Here is a 24,416-nt window from a genome sequence, read left to right as displayed (position 1 = left end):
TGCCCCGTGATTCGATTCTATCATAATCTCAGCCCCAACCCGATGAAGGTCGCCCTCTGCCTGGAGGAGATGGGCCTCGCCTACGAGCCGGTGCCGGTCGATCCGCGCAAGGGCGAGCAGTTCGATCCCGCCTACACGGCGATCAACCCGAACGCGAAGGTGCCGGCGATCGTCGACGGCGACGTGACGGTGTTCGATTCCAACGCCATCCTGCTCTACCTCGCCGGAAAGACCGGCCGGTTCCTGCCCGAGGGCGAGCCGGCTCGGGGCGAGATGCTGTCCTGGCTGATGTTCGTGGCCACCGGCATCGGGCCGTTCTCGGGCCAGTGCGTGCATTTCCGCCACTTCGCGCCGGACGGCGGCGCCTACGCCACCGAGCGCTACATCTTCGAGGCGCGCCGACACTGGGGCATCCTCGACGGGCGGCTCGCCGATCGCGCCTACGTGGTGGGCGACACCTACACCATCGTCGACATGGCGGTGTGGGGCTGGGCCCGGATGGTGCCGTTCGTGCTCGGCGAGGGCGCCTTCGCGGAGTTGCCCCACGTCAAGCGCCACCTCGACACGCTCAACGCCCGCCCGGCCGCGCAGGCCGCCGAGGCGCTGAAGGGCCGCCACGCCTTCAAGACCGAGATGGACGCCGAGGCCCGCGGCTTCATGTTCCGCGCGGCTCAGAACGCCGCCTGACCGAGATCCGAGCGGCCTCCCGGTCCCCGCGTCAGGGCGCGGGGCTCGTGACGGTCAGCATCGGCAGGGTGACGGACAGCGTAGCGCTCGGCGCCGGCTCGGTGCCGAGCGACCAGCAAGCCGCGAGGCCGAGACCCAGGGCGAGCCCCAGAAGCGAGGTCTCGAAGCCGCGGTAGACCCAATCCATGGCGGTCCCTTTCGCGAGAGACCGTCAGGATGGGCGCGGGCGGTTAATGGATCGGTGCGCCAGCGCTCCCCGCTTCACCAGCCGGAGGCGACGAGGGCGGCCCCGGCGGCGATCAGCGCGACGCCGATCCAGGCCGCGAGGCTCAGGGTCTCGCCGAGGAGAGTCGCGCCGAAGATCGCGACCAGCACCACGCTCAGCTTGTCGATCGGCGCGACGCGGGCGGCGTCGCCCAGCGACAGCGCCCGGAAGTAGCAGAGCCAGGACGCCCCGGTGGCGAGACCCGAGAGGACCAGGAAGACGAGGCTGCGGCCGGAGATCTGCGCGAGGCCGCCGGCCTGCCCGGATCCGACCACGATCGCGCCCGCGAAGGCCACGATCACCAGGGTGCGCACGAAGGTCGCGACATCGGACTGCACGCCCGAGATGCCGACCTTGGCGAGGATCGCAGTCAGCGCCGCGAAGCCCGCCGAGGCGAGCGCCCAGAAGCGCCAGGATTGCAGAAGGTGGCTCAATCGCGCCTCAGGGTGAAAAGCCGCCGCGCGGTCGGCACGGCGGCTTTCCTGTAGCCTATCCCGCGTCCTCAGAGCAGCTTGTCGATGGTGATCGGCAGGTCCCGCACCCGCTTGCCCGTGGCGTGGAAGACCGCGTTGGCGATGGCCGCCGCGGTCCCGACGATGCCGATCTCGCCGACGCCCTTGACGCCCAGCGGGTTGGCCTTGTCCTCCTCGTCCACGAAGATCACGTCGAGGTCGTGGATGTCGGCGTTGGCCGGCACGTGGTACTCGCCGAGGTTGCGGTTCATGAACCGGCCGAGGCGATGGTCGAGCATCGATTCCTCGTGCAGCGCGGAGCCGATCCCCATCACCGTCGCGCCGATGATCTGGCTGCGCGCGGTCTTCGGGTTGAGGATCTTGCCCGCCGCGATCGCCGAGACGACGCGAGTGACGCGCACCTGGCCGAGGTCCTCGTCGACCTTCACCTCCACGAACACCGCCTGGTGGGTGTAGCACTCGAACTGCTTGGCGAAATCCGAGTCCGGGCCGGCCTTCTCGGTCACCTCGATCGTCTCGAAGCCGCCCGCGCGCATGGCGTCCTTGATCGAGACGCCGCGGGACGGGTCCCCGGCGACCTCAATCCGGCCGCCGGTGAAGACAACGCGCTCGAAATCGACGTTGGCCAGCGGCGAGTTCTCCATCTGGCGGGCCAGCACGAAGACCTGGGCGGCGATGTTGCGGCAGGCCTTCATCACCGCCGTGCCGGAGGACGCCGCCGTCCACGATCCGCCGGCCACCGGCGCCTCGGCGAGGTTGGTGTCACCGAGCTTGGTCGTCACGTCCTCCATCGGCAGGCCCAGCGCGTCGGCGCCGATCTGGGTGAGGATCGTGTAGGTGCCGGTGCCGATGTCGCCGGTGGAATTGCCGATCTCCAGCTTGCCGTCGGCACTCAGCACCGCGCGGGCGCTGGAGGGCATCATCAGCGCCTCCCAGATGCCCGACGCCATGCCCCAGCCGACGAGTTCGCGGCCCTCGCGCATGGAGCGGGGCTTCGGGTCGCGCTTCGCCCAGCCGAAGCGCGCCGCGCCCTGCTCGAAGCAGGATTTCAGCGCCTTCGAGCCGTAGGGCTTGCCCTCCACCGGATCCGAATCCGTGTAGTTGATCAGCCGCAGCTCGATCGGGTCCTTGCCGGTCTCCACGGCGAGTTCGTCCATCGCGCTCTCGATGGCGAACAGGCCCGACACCGCCCCGGGGGCACGCATGTCGCCGGGCGTCGCGGTGTCGAGCTTGGCGAGCCGGTAGGTCAGCTTGACGTTGTCGCACTTGTAGAGCGTGCCCGACCAGTTGACGATGTTCTCCTGGTAATCCTCGTAGCGCGAGGTGCCCTGCACGGCGTCGTGCCGCAGCGCCTGGAGCGCGCCGTCCGGGCTCGCGCCCAGAGAGACCGTCTGCACCGCCTCCGGCCGATAGGTGAAGCTCCACATCTGCTCGCGGGTCAGGACCACGCGGACCGAGCGGCCGAGATCCTTGGCGGCCAGCATCGCCAGGAACAGCTGGTATTGCGGGCGCAGGCCGGCGCCGAAGCCGCCGCCGAGATAGGGGTTCATGACCCGCACCTGCTCGGGCTTCAGCCCGAAGGCACCGGTCAGGTATTGCTGGCTGTTGGCCACGCCCTGGATCTTGTCGTAGGCGGTGTAGGTCCCGTCGGCCTCGACGATCACCGTGGAGGCGTGCGGCTCCATCGGGTTGTGGTGCTCGTTGGCCATCCGGTACTGCCGCTCGACCCGGATCGGTGCCTTGCCGAAGGCGGCGTCCGCATCGCCCCAGGGCTCGGGCGGCGGCTTGATGCCGTCGCGCTTGGTGGGCGGATCGTAGGCGGTGGGGACCAGGGCGTCGATGTCGGTCTCGGGCGTCTCGGCCGCATACGTGACCTTGACCAGCGAGGCGGCGTAGCGGGCGGTCTCGAAATCCTCCGCCAGCACCAAGGCCACCGGCTGGCCCGAGAACAGGATGTTGGCGTCGTAGAGCGGCCGCAGGGGCGTCCCGGGCGGGCCGACCATGTCCCGGTAGGAATCGGCCTTACCGGACACGTCCGGGCGGTTCGCGTGGGTCAGGACCTTGAGCACGCCCGGAACCGCCTCGGCGGCGGCGCAGTCGATCCCGGTGATCGTGCCGCGGGCGATCGTGCTGCCCACGACGTAGCCGTGGACGAGGTCGGCGGCGGTGAATTCACCGGCATACTTCGCGAGGCCCGTCACCTTGGCGGGGCCGTCGACGCGGCTCCTCGGGCTGCCGACGTGCCGATCGGTGCCGGCGGCGGTGCTGATCTGGGTTGCCATGGGGCTCCTCACTGGATGCGCTTGTCGCTGAGCGACTGGGGCGTGCCGGCGGCGGCCTGCTCGAGGCCGCGCACGATGGCGCGCCGGGCGAGTTCGATCTTGAAGACGTTCTCCGATTGCGGCTTGGCCTCGGCCACGATCAGGTCGGCCGCCTCCCTGAAGCTCTCGACCGTGGCGGGCTTGCCCTCGAGCAAGGCCTCGGCCTCGCGGTTGCGCCAGGGCTTGTGGGCGACGCCGCCCAGCGCCAGGCGGGCGGTCTTGATCGTGTCGCCGTCCAGTTCCAGCCCGGCCGCCACCGAGACCAGCGCGAAGGCGTAGGACAGCCGGTCGCGCAGCTTCAGGTAGGTGTAGGTCTGCGGGAACCGACTTTCCGGCAGGTCGACCGACACGACGATCTCGCCGGGGGCGAGGTTGGTGTCTTTCTCCGGGTTGTCGCCAGGCAGCCGGTGGAACTCCGAGAACGGGATCGCCCGGTCGCCTCCGGGTCCGCTCACCCGCACCACCGCCTCGAGCGCGGCCAGCGCCACGCACATGTCGGAGGGGTGCGTGGCGATGCACGCGTCGCTCGCCCCGAAGATCGCGTGGATGCGGTTCACGCCGCCGATCGCCGGGCAGCCGGAGCCGGGCTCGCGCTTGTTGCAGGGCGTACCGGCGTCGTAGAAATAGTAGCAGCGGGTCCGCTGGAGCAGGTTGCCGCCCGTGGAGGCGGCGTTGCGCAGCTGCGCCGAGGCGCCGGCCAGGATGGCGTTGCGCAGCAGCGGGTAGTGTGCGGCGACCCTGTCGTCGTAGGCGACCTTGGCGTTGGTCGCGAGCGCCCCGAGCCGCAGGCCGCCGCCCTGCTCCTCGATGCCGTCGAGCGGCAGGCGGGTGATGTCGATCAACCGGTCGGGCTTCTCGACCTCGTACTTCATCAGGTCGATCAGGTTGGTGCCGCCCGCGATGAAGCGCGCGCCCGCCCCATAGGCCTGCACCGCCTCCGCCACCGTGCCGGCGCGGACATAGTCGAAGCGGTTCATCGGGCGGCTCCCTGCATCACGTCCTCGATGGCGTCGACGATGTTGGTGTAGGCCCCGCAGCGACAGATGTTGCCGCTCATCGCCTCGCGGATCTCGTCGCGCGTGTGGGCATGGCCCTCGTTCATCAGCCCCACCGATGAGCAGAGCTGGCCGGGGGTGCAGTAGCCGCACTGGAAGGCGTCGTGCTCGATGAACGCCTCCTGGATCGGGTGGAGCGCGTTGCTGCCCTTCCGGTCGCCGAGGCCGGCGAGCCCCTCCACCGTGGTGATCTCGGCGCCGTCCTTCATCACCGCGAGGGTAAGGCAGGAATTCACCCGGGTGCCGTTGACCAGGACCGTGCAGGCGCCGCACTGGCCGTGGTCGCAGCCCTTCTTGGTGCCGGTGAGGTCGAGCTTCTCGCGCAGCAGGTCGAGAAGCGTCGTCCAGGGCGTGACCTGAAGTTCGCGCCTCTGTCCGTTGATCGTGAGCGTGATGCAGATGCGGGCATCCGCCGGCACCGGCGGAGTCTTCTCGAGGAGCATGGTGTCATCCAGGGAGGCGGCCGGGAGGCCGGGCATGAAACGGAGGCGGCCGAGCCGGCGACGGCAAGCGTCGCGGAGGCCGGACCGGCGATTCTCCCGATAACAATTCCAATCTGCCCCTGTTCCGGGACGGACCATCGCAGGGATTGCTACGAGGCGTGGGACGGTGCGGGCGTTGCCGCGCCTGTCCCGCCTCGGGTAACGCTCGTCCCCGCAGAGTCCCCGCCGCACCCCGGAGCCCCCGATGGCCGCGCTCGACGCGATCCTCAACGACATCGACACGGACCTGGAGAACGCCCTGGAGCGGCTGTTCGCCTTCCTGCGGATCCCCTCGATTTCCACCGACCCGGCCTATGCCGGCCAGTGCCGCGCGGCCGCCGCCTGGCTCGCCCAGGACCTGACCGCCTTGGGCTTCGAGACCTCCGTCGAGGAGACCTCGCTCCATCCGGTGGTGCTGGCCCACAGGCCGAAGCCCGGGGCGCCCCATGTCCTGTTCTACGGCCATTACGACGTGCAGCCGGTCGATCCGCTCGACCTGTGGACGACGCCGCCCTTCGAACCCCGCATCGCGTCGGGACCGGAGGGTGACAAAAGGATCGTCGGGCGTGGCGCCTCCGACGACAAGGGCCAGGTCATGACCTTCGTGGAGGCGTGCCGGGCGCATATCGCCATGAGCGGCGAACTGCCCTGCGGCGTCACGATCCTGATCGAAGGGGCGGAGGAGAGCGGATCGCAGGGGCTTCCCGAATGGGTCGCGGCCAATCGCGAGAGACTCGGCTGCGACGTGGTGCTGGTCTGCGACACCGGGATGTGGGACCGGACCACGCCGGCCATCACGTCGTCGCTGCGCGGGCTCGCGTATTTCGAGGTGAAGGTCACCTGCGCCGACCGCGACCTGCATTCGGGCTTCTTCGGCGGCGCGGCGCGCAACCCGATCCATGTGCTCGCCAAGATCATCGCCGACCTGCACGACGCGGACGGGCGGGTGACGATCCCGGGCTTCTACGACGGCGTGCGCGAGCGCCCGCCCGAGGTGCTGGAGCAGTGGCGCGGCCTGGGGCTGACCCCCGAGACGCTGCTCGGGCCGATCGGCCTGAAGGAGCCAGCGGGCGAGCGCGGGCGCATGCCGATCGAACTGGTGCAGTCGCGCCCCTCCTGCGACGCCAACGGCATCATCGGCGGCTATACCGGCGAGGGTACCAAGACGGTGATCGCCTCGACCGCCTCGGCCAAGATCTCGTTCCGCCTCGTGGACGATCAGGACCCGAAGGTGCTGGCCGAGCGCTTCAAGGCCTTCGTGCGGGAGCGGGTGCCGTCGGACTGCAAGGTCGAGGTCATCACCTACAAGGGCTCGCGGGCGATCAGCCTGCCCTTCGACATGCCGCAGCTCGGGGCCGCCAAGGCCGCGCTCGCCGCGGAATGGGGCGTGCCGGCGGTGACGGTGGGCGCCGGCGGCTCGATCCCGATCGTCGGGGACTTCAAGCGGATCCTCGGGCGCGACACGCTCCTGATCGGCTTCGGACTGGATGACGACCGAATCCACTCGCCCAATGAGAAATACGACCTGACGAGCTTCCACAAGGGCACGCGCTCCTGGGCGCGGATCCTGGCGGCGCTGGGTCAGGGCTGATCGTCGGATCCGGCGAGCCGGGAGTCACGTCCCGGCTCAGGCCGGATCCGACGCCCGCATCTTCGCGTCGATCCAGGCCCACAGAGCCCGGACCTCCTCGGCGGCCGGGCTCGCGGGCGCGTATTCCGTGACGCCCAGGCCCATCGCCAGGGCATCCTGGTGATCGACCCGGTGGATGATGCCCGGCTCGGCCAGCACCCCAAGCGCACGCAATTGCGCGGCATAGGTGCTGGTGCGCGGCGACGGCGGCGGCGGGCACTGGTTCAGCACCAGGGCGAACCGGTCCCGCAGGCCGAGGCCGACCAGCGTCTGGAGTGTCGGACGCGCCGCCACGATGTCCAGCCGGGAGGGCCGCACCGGCATCAGTACGAAATCGGCGTCCTTCAGCGCCGCCGCCAGGCCGGTCGAGCTGCCGGCCGTGTCGAGGACGACCAGGGTCACGCCCTCCTGGGCGAGGATGTCCAGGATCTCCGCGAGCTGGCCGACCTCCCAGGGCTGGACCCGGTCGACCGCGACGGCGTCGCCCGTGCGCAGTGCGCCCCAGCCGGCCAGCGAGCCCTGCGGATCGAGGTCGAGGGCGGTCACGCGCTCGCCGGCCTCCACTGCGGCGACGGCGAGCGAGGCCGCCAGCGTGGTCTTGCCGGTGCCCCCCTTCTGCACCGCGACCGCGAGGATCCGCAGCGGCTGGGCGGCCCGTCGAGGCGCGACCTCCGGCTCGTGTCCGGATCCTTGGGGATCCATGCGCCTTCTACCTGTCGATCTCGGGGCCGGTCCCCGCGATCTGTGCGGCGCCGGAAGGCGGCTGTCCGTGCCCGTGCTGAGCGTGAGGGCACGCGTCGAGCCCGGTGCTGCGGGCCCATACCTGTGAATCACCCACAAGCGGTCTCCGCATAGGCGATCTTAGCCCAGGGACCATGACGACAAAATCATGAACACCGGACGCTGGTACGCGGCTCATCCGGAAAGATCGCGACCAAGACGGAGAATCACCACAATCTTTCCGGCCGAAATCGGATCCCGGCGCCGCCTTGATCTGCCCGGAACGCCCTATGCGACGCCATGGAAGAATCAGCAACCGAATGGATGCGTTATTGATACTGCCTAGGCCATAGCGCAGGCAGCGCAAGCCCGTCAAGATGTTCTTCAATGAGCTAATATCTATATTACTTCTCAAATAATATACTGAATATTTTAACGAATACGAGTAAATACGCACAGATACATCCAGATCAGGAAATTTTGACTATCTCTCTATACTCTGTCTGACAAAATCTCTTTTCATCGGCGCTTGCCAGTTCGTGCTCGAGCACGCGGACCAGGGCCGACGTGACGAGCGTCCGGCGAGCTGCCCCGGCTGCCTCACGCGTGGCCCGCCCCGATGAAACAACGCCGATCCGGGGAGAAAGACAATATCTGTTCCAAATTGATCGGTATTTTTAGTCCCGAAGTGAATACGATATCTGATATTTGATAATGTAATGCCCTTGATGTGGTCGAGTTCGATTTACAACCGCGCCGAGAACAAACATTATTATTCGCAGATCTACCATAAAAATTAACAAACTTTATACTACAATAGCCCTAGCGGCTTCAAATCAAATTGATTTGGAATCGATCGGATACCCCACAGGCTTTGATCGAATTTTTCCGAGACACCGGCCATTCGAAATCGGCGCACGCATTCAATTTGAAATTGAAACAACAGGCGGCCGCTCCGAAATATATGGCGACAACATTTTCCATTTATCGCAATTCAAACGATCAGCTTCTGGCAATACGCCCAGACGAAGCGCAGATCATGACTTTCCAACAAGCGAATATGGTGTATGATATCACGAACGCGTGACGTCATGGGGATTGTTCTATGCGCAATCCTCAAATTCGCTGAAAATACCGGCATCTTCGCGCGCAGTATGACCGCTTTTTTCAAAATACACTATGTAATAGATCGTAATTCCATGACCAAATGAGAATATCTGCCATGAAATTGCACGTCAAACCGATGCCGACTTTGGCAATCATTGTAAATTGCTACAATTACGAAAATTTCGTCGGCCGCGCGATAACGAGCGTCGTATCGCAAGACCTTAGGCATTGCGAGTTTATAGTCGTCGACGATGGTTCGACGGACGATTCCTGGTCGACAATCTGCAGTACCGGAGCGCGAGCTGTCAGAAAGGAAAACGGCGGACAGATCAGCGCCTGTCTCTACGGCCTGGACAGAACATCCGCACCTTTTGTTCTATTTCTCGACGCTGATGATGAGCTTTTGCCTGGATCGATAGACACCATTATCAAACATCTTGATTGCTCCGTGGCAAAGCTACAATATCCGCTAGCAATAATCGATGAATCCGGCGCCGCAACCGGCCATACGTTCCCCAGTCTGTCGGCAGGGCGGGAGCGAGGCGCCTATGTAGACAAGGTGCAACAAACGGGCTTGTATATTTCGCCGCCCACGTCGGGCAACGTATTTCGCAGAGACGTTTGCGAAATACTTCGATCGGCCGACTATGACTCGGCCGTCGATGGAGCGATTTTGTTTATCGCTCCTTTCTTCGGTGACATCGTGACACTCGACAAGCCACAAGGCTATTACAGAGTTCACGGCAGCAACAAATCTGGAGTGAATGGTGCCGTCAATGCAAATTTGATTCTGAGACAACGCGACCGTTTCACGGGTCGCGTCAATCATATCAAGAATGTTTTGACCGGCATGGGTCTCGCGGACCTCATTAAAGATCCTAAAGAAATGTATTTCTATAGGAGATGCGAATTATATCTTGCTCTTCTCAGCAAACAGAGGCTTAATATCGGATTAATTATCGATATAATCTATAAATTTCCCGATGATTACAGTATCACGAGACGGATTGTGAGTGCCGTTATTCTTGGCATCGCTTATCTTCTTCCGAAGGAGGCAGGCTGTTTCATAGCAGAGACTCGATACAGTTCATCCCGACGGCCGATCTTTCGTCTAAAATCGATAAGACAAGCGTTTGATTTCAGGCGGCAATAAGACGGCTCAAGACCGCGAGATTTGCGATCGAACAAACTCGTATAGGATCGAATAAGGCGATCCTCTTGTCCGATCCGGCAGCAGACACCCTTATAGACCTGGAACCCTGTCTGCCGGAATATGTGCGATCGATCCTGGCCGTCCCGGAGGACGTGGCTGCCGTCGCCGCGCTTGGGTCCGAGCCGATTGAGCGGATCGACCAAGCCCGTGAAAACGGACACTTTGCGAGACAGGAAGGATGGGTTCGCGAGCATCGCCTTCCGACATCCTCTCAAATCGCCGATCTGGCCCGATAGGCCGATCGGAATGGCCTTTTTCCGGTTCGAGCGACATCGGCAGCTCGTCAGGCGGCCACAGGCGTTTGATCCGGTTGCGGCCTCGAGCCCCCGTGCGGTCGAGCGGGCGTGGCACGCTCCCTATGGCAATCGAAGGGAGAGGGGCGATGAAACGCGGCCCCTTCACCCCATCCCCCGAGCTCTGGAGCTCGTAGATCGTGTCGCGGTGCTTGGGCGGAACGCGGCCCAGGGCAGCGGAGCGGGCACGGAAGGCCCACGATCGAAGGTTCGGAAGCTGGGCTGCAGAGGATGGAGACGCCCGATCGCGGCAGGAACCGATCGCCGATACCCCACCTCCGCATCCGCCGGCGTTGGTTCAGCCAGCCCAGCGATCTTGATTCACGGCCGAGCTAGAAATAAGTATTTCTGAATTGTAACTGGGGCAACCAACGATTTAATATGGTCAAGCTCATGATTTCCGACATTAAGATTTGATGAATACGCAGTTCAGAACCGATTAAATCCTCACCGCCTACCAGCGCCGCCGGAAAGCGATGAACCGCGTTCCCGCCGCGGCCGGTCGCGAGACCTGTGCGGTGGGAGGCCGAGCCCCTACGGGCCGCATCGCCCAATGCATGGGGCGCGATCATGAGCCAGGACGAGGAAGGGCAGGCGATCACGGGCTCGGCCATAGCAGAGGACGGAGCCGAACCGGCTCTGTCGTTCCGCACCTCTTCAGGCGTTTCGGGAGCGGCGACCGGGCGCCGGCCGATCGATGCCGCGGGGCGGGCCCGGATCGGGCGCGGCCTGCGGCTGCACTACGCCGAAGTCCTGGCCCTGCCGATCCCGGAGCGGCTCCGGACGCTGATCGACGACCTCGCCGCATGCTCCGACACGGAGGCCCAGCGATGATGATGATGACGCAAGCCGCTCCAGCCGGAAGCGGATCCGGACCGAAGCCCACGGGGGCCGATGCCGAAATGCGCGACCTCCTGCTCGGGGCGATCCCGGCACTGCGGGCGTTCGCGTTCTCGCTGACCTACGACCTAGACCGCTCGGACGACCTCGTGCAGGACACGCTGGTGCGGGCCTGGGTCAATGCCGCCAGCTTCCGCCGCGGGACCAATCTCACCGCCTGGCTGTTCACGATCCTGCGCAACCTGTTCTACTCGGAGCAGCGCAAGCGCAAGCGCGAGGTGGAGGACGCCGACGGTGTACTCGCCGGCCGGCTGACCTCCCTGCCCGAGCAGGAGATCCGCATGGAGATGGCGCAGTTCCAGAGCGCCCTCAACCGGCTGCCCCATGCCCAGCGCGAGGCGCTGGTGCTGGTGGGTGCCCAGAGCTTCACCTACGAAGAGGCGGCCGCAATCTGCGGCGTCGCCGTCGGGACCATCAAGAGCCGGGTCAGCCGCGCCCGCATGCGCCTGATTGAGGTGCTGGGGATGGAGGGCACGGACGACATCGGCACCGATGCCCGCACCCGCGCTGCGCTGGACGGCGGCTGACCCGGGTCACTTGATCAGCTTGACGGCCTCGCGGAAGCGCGGGTGCCTGGCGGTGCCGATCCACTCGAACACCACCATCTCGGTGGTGACGATCTCGGCGCCGTGGGCCGCCATCCGGGCAAGAGCCGCGTCCCGGCTCTCGGGCCGGCGCGAGCCGACTGCGTCGGCCACCACGTAGGCGCGCCGCCCGCCCTCCAGCAGCCCGAGCACCGTCTGCAGCACGCAGATATGCGCCTCGCAGCCGGTCACCACGAGATCGCGATCATCGGGGAGCCGGTCGAGGAAGCCCGGCGCCTGCGTGGCGCCGAAGCTCATCTTGGGGAACGCCGCCCCGGGCTCGGGGACCAGCTCCGGCACGGTCGCCCCGAGGCCCCCGGCATTCTGCTCGGTGAACAGGGCGGCCACATCGAGGAGCCTCGCGGCCGCGGCGAGGCGGCCGGCGTTGGCGATCACCCCGGCCCCGTCGGCGATGGCCGGCATCAGCCGGATCTGCACGTCGATGACGAGGAGGAGCGCGCGGGTGGGATCGATCAGCGGCATCGGGTCTCAGTAGGTCGCGAACAGCCGTGCGATCGCCTCCGGCTCCGCGGTCACGGTCAGCGCCAGGGCGAGCAGGATCCGGGCCTTCTGCGGGGTGAGGTTGTCGGCGCTGAGGAGGCCGCGCGCGCGCAGGCGGCTGGTGAGCGGCACGACCCCGCTCCCGGCGCGGGTCGACATCACCACCACGATGCCGGCTGCAGCGGCTTCCTCCAGGGCCTCGGCCTCGGCCGGCGGCGTCATCCCGGGGGCGAGGCCCGCCGAGACGAGGCCGCGCGCCCCCGCCGCCCGGAACGCCCGGACCGCGGTGCCGTCGGCATCGGCGTAGCCGTAGGACACGTCGACCCGGGGCAGCGCCGGCAGCGCGCGGATATCGAAGGGCGTGCCCGGCGCATGCGCGCGCTCGGAGCGGCGGTAGTACCGGACGCTGTCGCCGTCGACCTGGCCGAGCACCCCGAAATCCGGGGTGCGGAAGGTCTGGAGCCGGGCCACCGAGGTCTTGGTCACCTCGCGCGCCGCCTGGATCTCGTCGTTGAGCACCACGAGCACGCCCCGCCCGCGGGAGGCCGGCGCGGCCGCGGTGCGCACCGCGGCGACGAGGTTGAGCTTGGCATCGGTGGAGAGCGCGCTCATCGGCCGCTGCGAACCGACCAGCACCACCGGCAGATCGACCGTCAGGGTGAGGCTGAGCGCGTAGGCGGTCTCTTCCAGGGTGGCGGTGCCGTGCCCGATGACGATACCGGCGAGATCCGGGTGCTCCGTCGCGAGGCGCTCGCAGAGCAGGACGAGGTCGCGCCACGCGGCGAAGCCGATCGCCGGGCTCGGAACAGCCCGGAACGGGACCGGGATTACGCTGGCGGCAGCGGACAGCTCAGGGACCGCATCCAGGATCGCCCCCGCGTCCAGGCGCCGGTCGGTGGCGGTGTAGTCGAGGATGTCGAGGGCGTCGCGCCCCAGGGAGGAAATCGTCCCGCCCGTGCCGATGAACGCGACCTTGGGCAACCGCGTCCCGTGTCCTGCCGCCATGCCGTGTCTCCCGACCGCCCTCTTGGGCGCCCTTGGCCGTATTCGGCCGCTCTTGGCCGTCCGCCGGCCACGCGAGGGCGCAGGGGGTTGATGCCGCCTCCCTCGGCCGCGGTCGACCCCGTTCCACGCAGGCGGGCGATGCGCCCGGCGACGGAGCGCGCCATCACGGTCCCGGCGGCGGCCGTGCACGGGCAGATGCGCCGGCATGGACGCGAAGCGCGGCAGGGCCCGGACCCCGCCGGCTGCCGCGGAGCGATCGTGCCGGCTCCGCGGCCCCGGTCTCAGCTCTGGAAATCGAACAGCAGGGCCGAGATGTTGGTGCTGCTGCCCGTGCCGTTCGCCCCGTAGCTCCCGCTGCTCGACTGGCTGCTCTGCAGCTGCTGGATGAATGTGGAGAGCAGGTCGATGGCGGACGCGCTGCTGGACGTGCCGGTGGACGACGTCCCGTCCGAGGCGCTGTCGGACGCGCTGCCGCCCGGCGGCGGGCCCGGGGGAGGCGCCGGAGGCGGCTCGCCGGCATCGGAGATGGCGCCGGCGCCCGAACCCGTGGCGTCGGCGGTCTGGGTCGACCGGCCGCCGCTGGAAAACAGGTACTTCAGCTCGGTGGCCTGGTCGCTGGTCAGGCTGCCGCTGCTGACCTGATCGGAGATCAGGCTGTCGATCCGGTCCTTCATGGACGACGGATCGAGCTTGGCATCCGTCGCGCTGCCGCTCGAGGTCGAGGCGGAACGGTCCGACGACAGGCTCGAATCGATCGAACTCAGGGCGCTCGTCAGGGCGGTGGCGTCGGTACCGCTGAGGGTGCCCGCCGACAGCTCGCTGCGGATCGTGGCGGTCATCCGGGTCTTACCGGAACCCTGGGGCGCAGGCGGCAGCCGCTGCGCGTAGAGCTGCGACGTGGTGGTGGACGAGACGGTACTCATGGGAACGCTCGGGGCACGGAGCTGCCGGGATCGCCCGGCCGCGGGTCCGTGTGCAAATTACCCACGCGGTTCTTAAGGGCAGGTTTCGGCAACAGGCGGTGCACCGCACCACGACGGCGCATCGTCCTGGATGCGCCAGGCAGGACGATGCGCGGGTCGGATCCGGCCGGGGGATGGGTCCACGGCGCTATCGCGCACGGTCCGACGGGCGCCGTCTCGGTGGCCCGCTGCTCAGACGCCGGCGGCGACGCGCAACGGTGGCACCATCTCGACCGGGCGCGCCACCGGATCGGCGTGGCCGTAGAGGCCGCGCTGTTTCGGGTTCGGGATGAGCCGGTCGGTCAGGCCGATCACCGTCTCGGCCGCCCCGAGCAGGAGGGCGCCACCCGGCGCGAGTTGGGCCGCGAGCCGGGCCAGCACGTCCGACTTCGTTGGCGCGTCGAAGTAGATCAGGACATTGCGACAGTAGATCACATCGAACTGGCCGAGCGACGCAAAGCTGTGCAGCAGGTTCAGCTGGCGGTAATCGACCATGCCGCGCAGGCTCTGGGCGATCTGCCACTGCTCGCCGACCTGGGTGAAGTACTTGATCAGCCACTGCACCGGCAGGCCGCGCTGGACCTCGAAGTGGCTGTACAGGCCGAGCTTGGCCTTCTCGATCACCTCGGTCGACAGGTCGGTGGCCACGATCTCGACCTGCCAGCCGGCGAGCCGGGGCGCGGCCTCCTGTAGCAGCATGGCCAGCGAGTAGGGCTCCTGGCCCGTGGATGCCGCCGCGCACCAGATCCGCAGCCGCCGCCGGCTGGCGTTGCGCACCAGGGCCTCGGGCAGGATCGTGTCGCGGAACAGGTCGAACGGGATGCGGTCGCGGAAGAAGAAGGTCTCGTTCGTGGTCATCGCCTCGACCACGGCCCGCTCGATCGCCCCGTCCTGGGCAAGCTTGAGGGCCCCGATGAGATCGCCGAGGCTCGCGAGCCCGAAGCGGCGGCAGACCGGGGTCAGCCGGCTCTCGACGAGGTAGCGCTTCTCGGCGGTGAGCGCGAGGCCGGAGCGCTGCTTTAGGAAGGCGCGCAGGTATTCGAATTCAAGCTCGGTCATGTCGGCTGGCCCGTGATCAGGGCGCGCAGCGCCGACGCGAGTTCGGGGAGCGGAAGCACGGCCTCGGCCAAGCCGGCCCGGGCGACGCTGCCAGGCATGCCCCAGACGGTGCTGGTGGCCTCGTCCTGGGCTAGGACCGGGCCGCCGGCCTCCGTGAGCGTGCGCGCGCCGTTGGTCCCATCCGAGCCCATGCCCGTGAGGATCACGGTCGCGGTCGCCGCCCCGAACACCGCGGCGGCGTCGTTGAACAGCACGTCGACGGCGGGGCGGCAGAAGTTCACCGGCGGCCCGTCGGTCAGACGGATCGTGGGGCCGTTCGGTCCCGTCACGAGCCCCATATGGCGCCCGCCCGGCGCGACGTAGATCCGGCCCGGCTCCAGGCGCTCGTCGGCCTTGCCCTCGGCCGCCCGCAGCCCGGTGCGGGTCGAGAGGTGCTCGGCGAACACGGCCGTGAAGATCGGTGGCATGTGCTGCACGATCAGGACCGGCAGGCGGCGCAGGGTGGCGGCGCCGATGCCCTCCAGCATCTCGCCCACCGCCCGCGGGCCGCCGGTCGAGGAGCCGATCAGCAGGGCCCGGGGCGGGGTGCGGTTGCGCGCCTTCGGGCGGAGGGTGAAGGGGGTTGCCGGGCGCGGCGGGGATGGAACCGAGGGCGACGGGACGGGCGCGGCCTGAGCGGGGGCCGGCGCGGCCCCCGGGGCGGGATGCAGACGCCGCGTCCGGGCGCGGGCCGCGCCGAACACGCGCACGCGCTCGATCAGCTCGGCCCGGAAGATGTCGGAGGTGGTGACGCCGCGGTTGCTCTCGGGCTTGGCGATGTAGTCCACCGCGCCGAGCGCCAGGCATTTCAGCGAGATGTCGGCGTTCCGCGTGGTCAGCGTCGACATCATCACGACTTGGAGGTTCGGGCTCATCGCCAGCATGCGCGGCAGCGCCGTCGTGCCGTCGAGCTCGGGCATCTCGATGTCGAGCAGCACGACATCCGGATCGTGCTTGGCCAACATCTCCAGGGCGATGCGGCCGTTGGAGGCGGTTCCGGCGACCTCGAATCCGGCCTCGGCGATCCAGCGGGCGACGAGGCCGCGCACGACGGCGGAATCATCGGCGACCAGGACCCGGATCGGGGACGCCGAGGACGGGGCGGTTTGCGCTGCTGGACTGCGAAGCGGTGCGACCGCGGGGCTCAGGGCCATGATCATTGCCTCGGGTGCTGGGTCGCGCGTGGTCGGCGCCGGTTCAGGCCGCGTCTGCGACGAGGCCGACCTGCTCGAGCTTGGCCGCCAGGATGTCGCGGTCAAACGGCTTCATGATGTACTCGTCCGCCCCCGCCCGGAGAGCACGGGCGATCGCGCCGACGTCGTTCTCGGTGGTGCAGAACAGGACCTTCGGAGCCTCGCCCCCCTCGCTCCGGCGCAGGGCCTGGAGGAAGGCGTAGCCGTCCATGTTCGGCATGTTCCAATCGAGCAGGATCGCGTCGGGCATGTGCGCCGCGCAAGCTTCGAGCGCGGCGTTGCCGTCCTCCGCCTCGCTCACGGTCATGCCCAGGGCCTCGATGATCCGCCGCGCGACCTTCCGGATCACCGCGGAATCGTCGACCACCAGGCAGGTGGTCTCGTGCGGAGCTTTCATAGCCCTTTTCCTCAAGCCGCCTGCGCGCCGGCAGCGCTGAAGCCCAGGAGCGCGTCCACGTCGAGGATCACCAAGAGGCGCCCGTCGAGGCGGTGGACGCAGGTGGCGAGGTTGCGCCAGCGCGGGTCCAGGTTGATCGGCACCGCCTCGCGGCTGTCGGCGCCGAGCTTCAGCACCTCGCCGACGCCGTCGACCACGAGCGCGAAGGTCTCGCCCCCCTGCTCCAGGCCGATCGCCATCTTGCGCTTGGCCTTGTCCCCGTCGGCCTCGGCGTCGGGCAGCCCCAGGCGTCGGCGCAGGCACAGGGCGGTGACAACGCGCCCGCGCAGGTTCAGCAAGCCGACGATCTCGGCCGGCGCCAGGGGCACCGGCGTCACGCCGGAGGGCACGAACACGTCGTGGACCCGCTCGATCGCCAGCCCGAACAGGGTCTCACCGACAAAAACCGTGACGAAGTCGTCGGTGGCGCCGGTCTCGGTGCCGTTGGCGTTGGCAGCCTGCATCAGAACTCTCCGGATTCGATCGTCGTATGGCGGGCGGCGCGGGGATCAGGCGGCTTTCGAGACCTTCGAGGTGCTGATCTCGGCCAGCGCCGCGATCAGCCCGCTGCGGTCGAACTTGGCCACAAGGTCGCTGATCGCCAGCGCCCGGGCCCGTTCCACCGACTCGGTGCCGACGGTGCCCGTGAGGCCGATCACCGGCAGGCCGGCGAGCCGCGGCTCCGCGCCGCGCATCGCGGCGACGAGGTCGAAGCCGTTCCGCCCCGGCATCTCCAGGTCGGTGACGACCACCTCGATCCGCGGATCGGCCTGGAGGGTCGTCATCGCGGCATCGGCGCTCGACGCCGTGATGACCTGATAGCCCGCAGCCTTCAGGACCGGGCTCAGCATGTCGCGGAAGAAGGCCGAGTCGTCGACGAGCAGGAGCGTGGAGATCTGCTCCGGCCGCTTCGGGCCACGCGCCCAGTCGTCGTAGGCCAGCGGCAGGAAATGGGCGATGTTGATGATGTCGGTGGCCCGGCCGCGCAGCACCGCCGACCCGATCAGGTCCGAGCGATCCGCCGCGATCTCGATGTCGAGGCGCTCCTCGACGATGTCGACGATTTCATCGACCACGAGGCCCATCGCGCGCTCCCCGTCGGAGAACACCACCAGCGCCTGCGTACCCTCCGAGCGGATCGTGATCGCCGGATCGGCCGGGACGAGCGGCATGAGGCGCCCGCGATACTGGATCAGCGGGCGGCCGCCGAGCCACTCGACCTTGTCGCACTCGATTTCCTCAAGGCGCGTCACGAGGGAGAGCGGGACCGCCTTGAAGCTGCCCTGGCCGCCCTTGAACACCAAGAGGGTGGTCTTGGTGTCGCCGATCTCCACCGTATCGGCCTCGGCCTCGGCGTGGCCGGCGCTGCCCTGGACGCCCTGGGCGACCTGCCGGGCCACGCCGTTGGGATCGACGATCAGCACCACGGCGCCGTCGCCCAGGATCGTGTTGCCGGCAAACATCGGGATGTGCCGAAGCTTGGCCGACATCGGCTTCACGACGATCTCCTCCGTGTGGAAGACCTCGTCGACCAGGATGCCGAAGCGCTGGCGCCCGACCTGGGCCACCACCACGAAGCCGGCCTGCTCGGTCTCCGCGCCCTCGGCGTGGCCGCTCGACTGCCCGAGCAGGCCGGTCAGCGAGACAATCGGGAGCAGCCGCTCGCGCAGGCGCAGAACCGGCGAGCCGTTGATGCGCTCCACCCGCTGCGCCCCGGCATCGACCCGCACGAGTTCGAGCACGGCCACCTGCGGCAGGGCGAAGCGATGCTCGCCGGCGCGCACGATCAGCGCTGCGACGATGGCCAGCGTGAGCGGGATCTTGATCGTGAAGGTCGTGCCCCGGCCCGCCGTGGTGGCGATGTCGATGATGCCGCCGATCGTCTCGATGTTGGTCTTGACCACGTCCATGCCGACGCCGCGGCCCGAGACCGAGGTGACCGCCGCCGCCGTCGAGAACCCGGCGTGGAAGATGAACTTTGCGACCTGCGCGTCGGTCATCCGATCGACGTCGGCCTGGGGCGCCAGCCCGCGCTCCACCGCCTTCCTGCGGATCGCCGCGAGGTCGAGGCCCTTGCCGTCGTCGGCGATCTCGATCGTGATCGTGCCGCCCTCGTGATAGGCGGCGAGCCGGATCGTGCCGCGGGCGGGCTTGCCCGCCGCCACGCGCCCGGCGGTCGATTCGAGCCCGTGATCGGCCGAATTGCGGACCATGTGGGTCAGCGGGTCCTTGATCACCTCGAGGACCTGCCGGTCCAGCTCGGTCTCCGCGCCGACCATCACCAGGTCGATCTGCTTGCCGAGTTCGGCCGAGAGGTCGCGCACGACGCGCGGCAGCTTCTGCCACGCGTTGCCGATCGGCTGCATGCGCGTCTTCATCACGCCTTCCTGCAGCTCGGCGGTGACGTGGGAGAGGCGCTGGAGCGGAACCTTGTAGCTCGAATCCTCGTGCCGGCGGGCGATCTCCAGGAGCTGGTTGCGCGTCAGCACCAGCTCCGAGACCATCGTCATGAGGTGCTCGAGGGTGTCCACGTTCACGCGGATCGTCTGGATCTTGCCGGTCGCCGTCGTCTCGACCTCGGCCCCCTCGACCCGAGCCGGCTCGGCCTTGGCCGAATCAGCTTCGGCGGCCTCCGTCCTGGAATGCTCGGCCTTGGGCGCCTCGGCCTTGGGCAGCGCGGGCTTGGGCGGCGCGGGCTTGGGCAACACGGGCTCGGGCGCCTCGACCGGGGCCGCGAAACCCGCTTCGTCCGGACCCGGCGCCGCCATGAAGGCGGCCTCCAGCTCGTCCAGGGTCACCTCACCGGGCTTCAGTTCGCGCGCGACAGGGTCCGGCAGCACCGGCTCGGGCGGGGGCGCCGCGACGGCCGCGGGCTCTGCCATGGCTTCCAGGGCGGAGATCAGATCGTCGTCCGAGCCCGCCGGCTCGCTGCCGGTGGCTTCCAGGTCGGCCAGGATCGCCTTGAGTCGGTCCAGGGTCGAGAGAATCAGCGTCACCGATTGGGAGGTGGCGGGCAGTCCGTCGCGGAAGCGGCCCATCAAGGTCTCGGCGGCGTGAGCCAAGGCTTCGAGGCGCGGCAAACCAAGAAACCCGCAAGTACCCTTGATCGTATGCACAAGTCGGAAGATGTTCCGCAGGATCGTCTCGTTATTCGGGTCCTGTTCGAACCGAACCAACTCGGCATCAACCGTGTCGAGGTGTTCCCCGCTCTCGGTCAGAAACTCACGAAGCAGGTCGTCCATAGCGATACTCGTTACACGGAGAGGCTCTCGCGTAACTTACTTACTCGCGCAGGGTTAGGGAAGCGTTTCGATTCCCGCCCCGCCGCGCGATTTTTGAGATTTTCAGGCGAGCGCCGTGTCGGAAGCTTCGTCGCCTGCTTCCGCGGGCATCTCGATCACTGTCGGCGTGGCCGTGATCGTCACTTCGTCGCCCTCGATGGCGAATCGCACCTCCATGGCGGCGGCCCGCGCCACGAGGCCGGCATAGAAGGGCAGGATGGCGTGGGCATCGACCGTGCCGCTCTCGGGGCTGCCGGCCATCAGCTCCTCGACATGGGGCGGGATGCGGGCATGCGAGCCCTTGGCCCGGAGCACGAGGGTCGGCGCTTCGCCCGCGCCGGAGACGGTGACGTCGATCACCCCGCCCCGCGGGATCGCCGAGGTGGCGATCATCACGAGGTTCAGGAGCAGCTTGACCTTGTTCTTGGGGAACAGGGCCTGCGGCGCGCTCCAGGTGAGCTTGGTCTTGTCGTCGACGAACATGCCCTTGGCCACGCCCTCGGCGTCGGCGAGATCGATCGAGGCGCCGGCGGACCCCGCCGCCCCGAAGGCGATCCGGGCGAATTTCAGCCGGGCCGAGGCCTGCCGGGCGCTCTTGCCGATCAGCTCGAGGGCGAAGGTGCGCATCGATTCGTCCTGGTCGTCCTCCAGGACCTCCAGCCCGTTCACGATCGCGCCGACGGGGCTGATCACGTCGTGGCAGACGCGGGAACAGAGCAGGGCGGCGAGGTCGAGGCCGTCGAGGTTCAGGATGGGCGAGGTCGGGGAGGACATGGTGCGCTCCGGGCGGGCGGGTCTGAAGGTCGAAACATCTGCGGGCCGGGCCCCGATCCGGGGCCGCCGATCCTCGGCCGCCCGGTGCGGCGGTCGAGTCCCCGCGAACAATCCCGCGCGGCCCGCGGGCCAGACCGGGCGCGATGGACCGGTCCGCACGGATAGACGCCACGGTCAGCTTTGCAAAGCGTTACCGGGACGCGCGGCCGGTTCGGGAGGCGCCGGGATCGGGCCGCGGCCCGGAGGCATCACGGCAGCACCGGACAGGGACGGGCCGGATCGTGTACGGTGCCGGCCATCGTCCAGAGCGCCCGCCGCCGAAGCGGCACCCGGTTCGGCGAAGGAGCGTGTTGACGAGAGGATTCGGATCCAGGGAGGAGCCCCCGTGAGACGCGAGACCGAAGTCCGGAGCAGGGCGGCCGTCGCCCGGTCGCCCGCGCCCGGCCGGGCCCACTGAGGCGGCAGGCCGGTCGCATGCTGCCCGGACCCACCCTGCGCGAGAGCCTGCGCCCCAGCCTGCGGCTCACCGATCCCGAGGCGGCGCGCGACCGTCTGGCCGCGATAGAACCGGCCTTCGCCGCCGGCTTCCTGACCCCGGCCTGCCGGGCGCTGCTGCTCGGGCTGGCAGACCATTCGCCGTTCCTCTGGCAGGCGGTCACCCGGTCGCCGGAGCGTCTCGCCGCCCTGATGGAGCAGCCGCCGGAGGCCGCCAGCCGGGCGATCATTGCGCGGCAGCGCGCGGTGGGCGGCGCGTGTGGCGCCAATCCCGACCTCTCCGAGGTCGGCCGCCGGCTGCGCCGGAACCGGGAGGCGCATGCCCTCCTGGTCGCCCTGGCAGATCTCGGCGGCTGCTGGGACCTCGACGCGGTCACCCGGGCCCTGTCCGATTTCGCCGACGCGTCGGTGAACGGGGCGACCGATGCGCTGCTCCGGCAGGGGATGGCGGCCGGGCGCTTCCGGCCGCCGGATCCGGAGGCGCCGCAGGTCGATTCCGGGCTGGTCATCCTGGGGCTCGGCAAGCACGGCGGCCGCGAGCTGAACTATTCCAGCGACATCGACCTGGTGGTCTTCTACGAGGCCGAGCGCGCCGCGGCCGTCGCGAGCGCGGATCCCAAGGCGTTTTTCGTCAAGCTCGCCCAGGGCCTGGTGAAGCTCCTGTCCGAGCGCACCGCGGACGGCTACGTCCACCGCATCGACTACCGGCTGCGCCCGGATCCGGGCTCCACCGCGGTCGCGCTCTCCACCGGGTTCGCCTTCGAATACTATCAGACGCTCGGGCAGAACTGGGAGCGCGCGGCCTTCATCAAGGCCCGGCCGGTCGCCGGCGACCTCCCGGCCGGCGCAGCGTTCCTGGCCGGCCTCGCGCCGTTCATCTGGCGCCGGCACTTCGACTTCGCGGCCATCGCCGAGATCCACGCCATGAAGCGGCAGATCCACCTGGTCCGCGGGCATGACACGATCACGGTGGCGGGCCACGACATCAAGATCGGCCGCGGAGGCATCCGGGAGATCGAGTTCTTCGTCCAGACGCAGCAGCTCGTCTTCGGCGGCCGCAAGCCGGAGCTTCGGGGGCGCGGAACCGTCGCGATGCTCGCGCGCCTCGTCGCTGAGGGCTGGATCGACGGGCAGGCCCGGGACGAGCTGACGGCGGCCTACGGGTTCCTGCGCACCCTCGAGCACCGGATCCAGATGGTCCGGGACGAGCAGACCCAGCGCCTACCCACCGGGGACGCGGCGCTGGACGCCCTGGCGGCCTTCGCGGGCTTTGCCAGCAGGGAGGCGTTCGAGGCGGCGCTGCTCCACCATGCCGGCCGCGTCCAGGCCCATTACGCCCTGCTGTTCGAGACGCGGCCGGGAGACGGATCGGGCGAGGATCGCCTGGTCTTCGGCGAGAGCGAGGCCGACCCCGCGACCCTGGCGGCCCTGGAGGCCTTCGGGTTCCGCGATCCCCGGCTGGCCTGGGAGACCGTGCAGGGCTGGCATGTCGGGCGCCGCCCGGCGCTCCGGGCCGGGCGGGCGCGGGAGATCCTGGCGGAGACGCTCCCGGGCCTGCTGCGGGCGCTGGGGGGAACCGCCGACCCGGACGCGGCGCTGCTCACCCTCGACCGGGCCTTCGCGCGGATGCCCGCAGTGGCGGAACTTCTCGCCATCCTGCGCTCGCACGAGCGCCTGCGCCTCCTGTTCGCCGATATCCTCGGGACCTCGCCCCACCTCGCCGACACCGTCAGCCTCAGTCCCCATGTCCTCGACACCGTGCTCGACCCGGATTTCGTCGCGCCGGCGCCGGATCCCGAACAGGTGGGCACCCAGTATCGGGCGTTGGTCGGCCAGCCGGCGAGCCACGAGGAATTCCTCGACCGGTGCCGGGACGCCACGCGCCAGCTGGTCTTCGTCACGGGGGCGCGCCTTCTGTCCGGCATCATCACGCCGCATCAGGCGGGCGAGGCCTATTCGGCCATCGCCGAAGCGACCATCGCGTTGAACCTGGAGACGGAGGGGCTCCGGTTCGCCCGGGATCACGGAGCCGTGCCGAAGGGGCGGTGCTGCGTCCTGGCACTGGGCCGGCTGGGATCCCGGCAGCTCAGCGCCGTCTCCGACCTCGATCTGGTGTTCCTCTACGACTTCGACCCGGAGAACCGGATGAGCGACGGCCCGCGCCCGGTCGACGCCGTGGTGGCCTACAATCGCCTGGCGCAGCGCCTCTACGCGGCGCTCACCACCGCCACGCGGCGCGGCCGGCTCTACGCGGTCGATCTGCGCCTGCGGCCCTACGGAAGCCACAGCCCGCCCGCCGTGCAGCTCGACGGCTTCACCGCCTACCAGCGCGACGCCGCGGAGCCGTGGGAGCATATGGCCCTGACCCGGGCCCGGGTCGTGGCGGGCGATCCGGAACTCGGTGCGATCGTCACGGCCCGGATCGCCGCCGTGATCGCGCAGCCGCGGGATCCCGCCCAGGTCTGCGCCGCGGCCGGGGCGATGCGGGCCCTGGTCGCGCGCGAGCGCGGCCATGCCGGGCCGCACGACCTGAAGCTCGCGCCCGGCGGCCTGTTCGACCTCGATTTCCTCGCCCAGTCCATCGTGCTGGGCCACGCTTGGCGCGACGGCATCGGCCTCTCCGGCGCGGAGGTCCTGCGGCGGGCCGGCGCGTGCGGCCTGATGCCGGCCGCCCAGGCGGAACCCCTCGCGGAGACCTACGATTTCCTCGATGCGGTCTACCAGTGGCAGCGGCTCGTGCTGGCGGATCCCGGCTCCGACCCCTCAGCGAGCGCGGCCCGGCAGATCGCGAAGGCCGTGGGCCTGCCGGATGCGCGCAGCCTCGCGGCGGAGCTGCACCGCCACCGGCGCAGGACCTGCGCGCTGCTGGCGCGGATCAAGCGCTCGGTGGCGGCGACCTCCGGAGCCTGAGACACGCGAACTCTGCACCGGCCCGAGGCGC

The 24,416-nt window shown here is 68.7% G+C and carries 21 protein-coding genes; 6 read left to right on the top strand and 15 right to left on the bottom strand.

The features are described from left to right. Positions 1–6: 6 nt before the first annotated feature. The gene (locus Q8W67_RS17665) at positions 7–687 is read left to right on the top strand and encodes a glutathione S-transferase family protein (protein ID WP_305547918.1); all 681 of its coding nucleotides are present in this window, start codon (positions 7–9) and stop codon (positions 685–687) included. Between the two features lie 31 nt (positions 688–718). Here Q8W67_RS17665 and Q8W67_RS17660 read toward each other — a convergent pair whose 3' ends face one another. From Q8W67_RS17660 to Q8W67_RS17640, 5 genes are all read right to left on the bottom strand, one after another. Next, the gene (locus tag Q8W67_RS17660) at positions 719–874 is read right to left on the bottom strand and encodes a hypothetical protein (protein ID WP_305547915.1); all 156 of its coding nucleotides are present in this window, start codon (positions 872–874) and stop codon (positions 719–721) included. Between the two features lie 74 nt (positions 875–948). Further along, positions 949–1,386, bottom strand: coding sequence for an EamA family transporter (locus Q8W67_RS17655; RefSeq protein ID WP_305547913.1), 438 nt, complete (start codon positions 1,384–1,386; stop codon positions 949–951). 68 nt (positions 1,387–1,454) lie between these two features. Further along, positions 1,455–3,707, bottom strand: coding sequence for a xanthine dehydrogenase family protein molybdopterin-binding subunit (locus Q8W67_RS17650; RefSeq protein WP_305547911.1), 2,253 nt, complete (start codon positions 3,705–3,707; stop codon positions 1,455–1,457). 8 nt (positions 3,708–3,715) lie between these two features. Continuing rightward, positions 3,716–4,723: a xanthine dehydrogenase family protein subunit M gene (locus Q8W67_RS17645; RefSeq protein WP_305547908.1), complete on the bottom strand. Its 1,008-nt coding sequence runs from the start codon at positions 4,721–4,723 to the stop codon at positions 3,716–3,718. Then, positions 4,720–5,244, bottom strand: a complete 525-nt coding sequence (locus Q8W67_RS17640) for a (2Fe-2S)-binding protein (RefSeq protein WP_305547906.1) — start codon at positions 5,242–5,244, stop codon at positions 4,720–4,722. Before Q8W67_RS17640 ends, Q8W67_RS17645 begins: the two co-directional genes overlap by 4 nt. Before the next feature lie 244 nt (positions 5,245–5,488). On the opposite strand from Q8W67_RS17640, the gene Q8W67_RS17635 reads away from it, so the two are divergent. Further along, positions 5,489–6,874, top strand: a complete 1,386-nt coding sequence (locus Q8W67_RS17635; RefSeq protein ID WP_305547905.1) for a M20/M25/M40 family metallo-hydrolase — start codon at positions 5,489–5,491, stop codon at positions 6,872–6,874. A gap of 36 nt (positions 6,875–6,910) precedes the next feature. Here the strand turns inward: Q8W67_RS17635 and Q8W67_RS17630 are convergent, their stop codons facing one another. After that, on the bottom strand, positions 6,911–7,615 hold the full coding sequence (locus Q8W67_RS17630; RefSeq protein ID WP_305547903.1) for a ParA family protein: 705 nt from the start codon (positions 7,613–7,615) through the stop codon (positions 6,911–6,913). A gap of 1,240 nt (positions 7,616–8,855) precedes the next feature. Between Q8W67_RS17630 and Q8W67_RS17625 the strand changes: the two genes are divergently transcribed. From Q8W67_RS17625 to Q8W67_RS17615, 3 genes are all read left to right on the top strand, one after another. Next, positions 8,856–9,893 (top strand): glycosyltransferase family 2 protein, encoded by a 1,038-nt coding sequence (locus Q8W67_RS17625; RefSeq protein WP_305547901.1) that lies wholly within the window; start codon positions 8,856–8,858, stop codon positions 9,891–9,893. Between the two features lie 923 nt (positions 9,894–10,816). Beyond that, positions 10,817–11,080, top strand: coding sequence for a NepR family anti-sigma factor (locus Q8W67_RS17620; RefSeq protein WP_305547899.1), 264 nt, complete (start codon positions 10,817–10,819; stop codon positions 11,078–11,080). Beyond that, positions 11,077–11,673, top strand: a complete 597-nt coding sequence (locus Q8W67_RS17615; RefSeq protein ID WP_305547898.1) for a sigma-70 family RNA polymerase sigma factor — start codon at positions 11,077–11,079, stop codon at positions 11,671–11,673. Before Q8W67_RS17620 ends, Q8W67_RS17615 begins: the two co-directional genes overlap by 4 nt. Before the next feature lie 6 nt (positions 11,674–11,679). Here the strand turns inward: Q8W67_RS17615 and Q8W67_RS17610 are convergent, their stop codons facing one another. From Q8W67_RS17610 to chpT, 9 genes are all read right to left on the bottom strand, one after another. Next, entirely contained in the window at positions 11,680–12,213 is a 534-nt protein-coding gene (locus Q8W67_RS17610) for an isochorismatase family protein (RefSeq protein WP_305547896.1), read from the bottom strand. 6 nt (positions 12,214–12,219) lie between these two features. Beyond that, positions 12,220–13,236 carry an asparaginase gene (locus tag Q8W67_RS17605; RefSeq protein ID WP_305547894.1) on the bottom strand — a complete coding sequence of 339 codons (1,017 nt, stop codon included), beginning with the start codon at positions 13,234–13,236 and terminating at the stop codon, positions 12,220–12,222. 281 nt (positions 13,237–13,517) lie between these two features. Further along, positions 13,518–14,159 (bottom strand): hypothetical protein, encoded by a 642-nt coding sequence (locus Q8W67_RS17600; RefSeq protein ID WP_305547892.1) that lies wholly within the window; start codon positions 14,157–14,159, stop codon positions 13,518–13,520. A 231-nt stretch (positions 14,160–14,390) separates the two neighbouring features. After that, positions 14,391–15,257, bottom strand: a complete 867-nt coding sequence (locus Q8W67_RS17595) for a protein-glutamate O-methyltransferase CheR (protein WP_305547890.1) — start codon at positions 15,255–15,257, stop codon at positions 14,391–14,393. Further along, positions 15,254–16,450, bottom strand: a complete 1,197-nt coding sequence (cheB, locus tag Q8W67_RS17590; protein WP_305547888.1) for a chemotaxis-specific protein-glutamate methyltransferase CheB — start codon at positions 16,448–16,450, stop codon at positions 15,254–15,256. Before cheB ends, Q8W67_RS17595 begins: the two co-directional genes overlap by 4 nt. Before the next feature lie 43 nt (positions 16,451–16,493). Further along, positions 16,494–16,886, bottom strand: a complete 393-nt coding sequence (locus Q8W67_RS17585) for a response regulator (RefSeq protein WP_305547886.1) — start codon at positions 16,884–16,886, stop codon at positions 16,494–16,496. An 11-nt stretch (positions 16,887–16,897) separates the two neighbouring features. Further along, positions 16,898–17,389 (bottom strand): chemotaxis protein CheW, encoded by a 492-nt coding sequence (locus Q8W67_RS17580; RefSeq protein WP_305547884.1) that lies wholly within the window; start codon positions 17,387–17,389, stop codon positions 16,898–16,900. 45 nt (positions 17,390–17,434) lie between these two features. Then, complete coding sequence (locus tag Q8W67_RS17575; RefSeq protein WP_305547883.1) at positions 17,435–20,167, bottom strand: hybrid sensor histidine kinase/response regulator; 2,733 nt, start codon at positions 20,165–20,167, stop codon at positions 17,435–17,437. Between the two features lie 102 nt (positions 20,168–20,269). Next, entirely contained in the window at positions 20,270–20,980 is a 711-nt protein-coding gene (gene chpT / locus Q8W67_RS17570) for a histidine phosphotransferase ChpT (RefSeq protein ID WP_305547882.1), read from the bottom strand. Between the two features lie 474 nt (positions 20,981–21,454). Between chpT and Q8W67_RS17565 the strand changes: the two genes are divergently transcribed. Next, positions 21,455–24,385 carry a bifunctional [glutamine synthetase] adenylyltransferase/[glutamine synthetase]-adenylyl-L-tyrosine phosphorylase gene (locus tag Q8W67_RS17565; RefSeq protein WP_305547880.1) on the top strand — a complete coding sequence of 977 codons (2,931 nt, stop codon included), beginning with the start codon at positions 21,455–21,457 and terminating at the stop codon, positions 24,383–24,385. Positions 24,386–24,416 lie beyond the last annotated feature (31 nt).

The organism is Methylobacterium sp. NEAU K, from assembly GCF_030700285.1.
Classification (GTDB): Bacteria; Pseudomonadota; Alphaproteobacteria; order Rhizobiales; family Beijerinckiaceae; genus Methylobacterium.
The sequence above is the reverse complement of the archived record's forward strand: the minus strand, read 5'-3'. Positions and strand labels throughout refer to the sequence as shown.